The organism is Cytobacillus oceanisediminis 2691 (assembly GCF_007678455.1).
Classification (GTDB): Bacteria; Bacillota; Bacilli; order Bacillales; family Cytobacillaceae; genus Mesobacillus; species Mesobacillus oceanisediminis_A.
In genome coordinates this window covers 1-296 of sequence record NZ_VEEP01000144.1, presented here as the reverse complement: position 1 = coordinate 296, position 296 = coordinate 1, and the positions used below count along the sequence as shown (strand labels likewise).

The following is a 296-nucleotide window of genomic DNA, read 5'->3' as shown; positions in this document are numbered from 1 at the left end:
AGGTAGGGGTGGAAAATGTTATAGGGGAAGTATTGCGGGAAGAAAAGGGAAAGGATGTAAAAGAAGTAGAGGTTAAAGGGAAGAAAGTTGGAATGGTGGGGGAGGGAATGAATGATGGAGGGGGAGTTGCGGTTGGGGATATGGGGATTGGGATTGGTAGAGGGAGAGATGTTGGAATTGAAGGAGCTGATGTGAGTATTGTTGGTGGGGAATTAAGATTGATTGCTAAAGGAATGTGATTAAGTAAAAAGAGAATGGAAAAGATCGGGGAAAAGTTGTTGTGGGGAGTGGGATAG

General features: G+C 44.3%; 1 pseudogene. It reads left to right on the top strand.

Annotated elements, in window-relative coordinates:
* A pseudogene (locus FS736_RS23605) lies at positions 1–239 on the top strand (hypothetical protein); the annotation flags it as partial.
* Positions 240–296: the final 57 nt, after the last annotated feature.